The following is a 3,126-nucleotide window of genomic DNA, read 5'->3' as shown; positions in this document are numbered from 1 at the left end:
GACCATCGGCGGTAGTGTCGTCGACGATGTGCGCGCACCACTCCCCCGTCGACCCGGCGGTCCCGGCCGGGCGGTATGCGCCGTCGCCATCGGGCGATCTGCATGTCGGGAATCTGCGCACAGCTGTCCTCGCGTGGCTGTTCGCACGGACCTCGCAGCGCCGTTTTCTGCTCCGGATGGAGAATTTGGACCGCACCGCGGTCGGCTCCGATCAGCGACAAATCGACGATCTGCATGTCCTCGGGATCGAGTGGGATCCGCCGGTGCTCTATCAGACCGACCGGATCGAGAGGTACCGCAGCGTCATCGACGACCTGACCGCGCGGGGCCGGACCTTCGAGTGCTTCTGCACGAGACGTGAGATCCTCGAGGCGCCGTCGGCGCCGCATTCACCGCCGGGCGCGTACCCGGGCACCTGTCGACATCTCACCGTCGCGCAGCGCGATGAGAAGCGGGCGTCGGGGCGCCCGCCCGCGATCCGGATTATCGCGGATGTCGACGAGTTCAGCGTGCTCGACGTCCTGCACGGTGAGTACACCGGCACCGTGGACGATTTCGTCATCCAGCGCGGCGACGGCACGCCGGCCTACAACCTCGCGGCGGTCGTCGACGACGGCGAGCAGGGCGTCGACCAGGTGGTGCGGGGCGACGATCTACTGTCGTCGGCGCCCCGCCAGGCCTATCTGACGACACTCCTCGGGCATGCTCCCCCGGTGTACGCACATGTTCCGATGGTGCTCAACGACAAGAACATTCGACTGTCGAAGCGCGACGGAGCCGTGACACTCGCCGATCTCGCGGACCGTGGGATCGACACCGCCACGGTCCTCGACCACATCGCGGTGTCGCTGAACCTGGCCGATCCAGGCGAGCGGGTCACCCTCGTCGATCTGGCGCGACGATTCGACCCGACCCGGCTGCCGACGCAGCCGTGGATTCTCACCGACGATGAATGGCGTTGACCACCCTCAGATTTCACGCGGTCTTCAGGACGCGGTGACCAACAGCCTGGCCAGCAGATCGTCGAGGGTCAGGACGCCGAGAACCTCGTCGCCGGCGGAGACGAGCGCGATGTGTGCGCGACGGTCTCGCATCCGCGCCATACCCTCGTAGGCAGGCAACTCGGCTGGCACGATCAGTATGTCGCGCGCGAGGTCGGCCGCAGTGACATCGTCGGCGGCGTCGAGGCTGTCTCGGACATGGACAACCCCGATCACCGAGTCGGAGGTGAGATTCTCGTCGACCTCACCGCCGCGCACGACGAGGAGTCGGGAGTGTCCGGTCTGACGCGAAACCTGCTGAATGCCAGCCGGAGACGCCTCCGCTGACACTGCGTCGAGCGCGCTGTCGCCGACGACGTCGCCGACGGTGAGTGCCTCGGTCGCGAGTGCCGCACTGAGGCGATGGTGGTACTCGTCGTCGAGCATGCCGGTTTCGGCGGAGTGATCGACGAGCTGTCGCAGCGTCGCGGAGTCCTGGCCCGACGACATCTGGTCGACCGGCTCAACACCCACCCGACGCAGACACCAGTTGGCCAGACGGTTCAACATGAGCAGAACCGGTCGCACCGCCCACATGAACGCGCGCATCGGAATCGCCAACAGCACAGCCGACTTCTCCGGATGTGCGATGGCCCACGACTTGGGTGCCATCTCGCCGACCACGAGGTGCAAGAAGGTCACGATGATGAGCGCCAGCACGAATCCGACGACGTCGGCGATCCACAGCGGTGCGCCGAGCGCCTCGATTCCGGGTGTGATCCAGTGATGCACAGCGGGTTTGGTGACCGCACCGAGCGCAAGCGTGCACACGGTGATACCCAACTGCGAACCGGCGAGCAGCACCGACAGTTCCGACGAGCTGCGCAGCGCGGCCCGCGCGGCACGGCTGGTCTGCGCAGCGTCTTCGATGCGGTGACGGCGTGCGGCGAGCAACGCGAATTCGACGGCGACGAAGAACGCACTCGCCGCGATCAACACGATCGTGGCGGCGAGTACGACCCAGGGGTTACTCATCGGCGTCGCCCTCCTCGGCGATGGCCAGATGCACTTGCGCGGGAACGCGGCGGCGGAGCTGCGTCACGGTAGCGGTCACCGTCGGGGTCGATGCGCCGAAAGCCGTGTCGGCGAGCGGCACTTCGACACTGTCGCCGACCTCGGGCAGGTCGCCCGACGTCGCGATGACCAGTCCGCTCAGCGTTTCGTAATCGCCGTCGGCCACGTCATGGCCGATCAGTCGTGACACCTCGTCGAGGTGGGTGTCACCACGGGCGAGCCAACCGTCGTCGGCCCGCTGGATCGGCTCCGACGATGCGACGTCGTGTTCGTCGTCGATCTCGCCGGTGATCTCCTCGGCGATGTCCTCGACGGTGATGATTCCCGCGATGCCACCGTATTCGTCGATGACAACCGCCATTTCGTCGTCGGTTGCCGGATCGAGACGGTCGAGCACCGCCGGGAGCGGCAGCGTGGTGGGAACGATCGCGGCAGGTCGGGCGAGATCCGCTGCCGTGAGACCTGTGTCGTCGAGTCGCTCCAAGAGGTCGTGCAGGTGCACGATCCCGACCACGTCGTCGGGGGTGTCTCCGATGACGGGATATCGCGTGTGCCCGGCCGCCATCAGTGAGCGGATCTCGGGCAACGCGGTATCGGCGGCGAGGAAGTCGACGAGCGGTCGGGGAACCATCGCGTGTTCTGCTGTGCGCGTGGGGAAGTCGAGCACGCGATCGAGGAGCGTCGACAATTCGGCCGGGAGTTCGCCGACCTCCCGCGACTCGGCGACGATGTGTTCGAGGTCGCGCGGTGAGGCGGAGTGTTCGACGTCGTGCACCGGCTCGATGCGCAGGGCCTTGAGCAAAAGGTTCGACGCGGCGTCGAACAGCGTGATGACCGGTCCGAAGACCTTCAGATAGACCGAGGTCGAGAGTGCGAGTCGACGAGCGACCGGCTCGGGACGAGCGATCGCGAGGTTCTTCGGGAACAGCTCGCCGAACACCATCTGCACGACGGTGGAGAAGAGCACGGCGAGCACGGTACCGATCGCCACACCGAGCGCGACCGGGATTCCCACATCGCCGAGTAGTTCGCCGACGCCACTGCCGATCAATGGTTCGGCGACATAACCGAC

General features: G+C 66.5%; 3 protein-coding genes. 1 reads left to right on the top strand and 2 read right to left on the bottom strand.

Annotated features, from left to right (window positions below; all coding sequences use genetic code 11):
- Positions 1-26 precede the first annotated feature (26 nt).
- On the top strand, positions 27-962 hold the full coding sequence (gene gluQRS, locus GOOTI_RS16300) for a tRNA glutamyl-Q(34) synthetase GluQRS (RefSeq protein ID WP_007239714.1): 936 nt from the start codon (positions 27-29) through the stop codon (positions 960-962).
- A gap of 24 nt (positions 963-986) precedes the next feature.
- Here the strand turns inward: gluQRS and GOOTI_RS16295 are convergent, their stop codons facing one another.
- Positions 987-2,015, bottom strand: a complete 1,029-nt coding sequence (locus GOOTI_RS16295) for a hemolysin family protein (protein WP_007239713.1) — start codon at positions 2,013-2,015, stop codon at positions 987-989.
- The coding region (locus tag GOOTI_RS16290; RefSeq protein ID WP_007239712.1) for a hemolysin family protein at positions 2,008-3,126 on the bottom strand (1,119 nt) is incomplete at its 5' end. The genes GOOTI_RS16290 and GOOTI_RS16295, both read right to left, overlap by 8 nt.

Origin of the sequence: Gordonia otitidis NBRC 100426, assembly GCF_000248075.1 — a bacterium.
Classification (GTDB): domain Bacteria; phylum Actinomycetota; class Actinomycetes; order Mycobacteriales; family Mycobacteriaceae; genus Gordonia; species Gordonia otitidis.
This window is presented reverse-complemented; position numbering and strand designations above follow the sequence as displayed.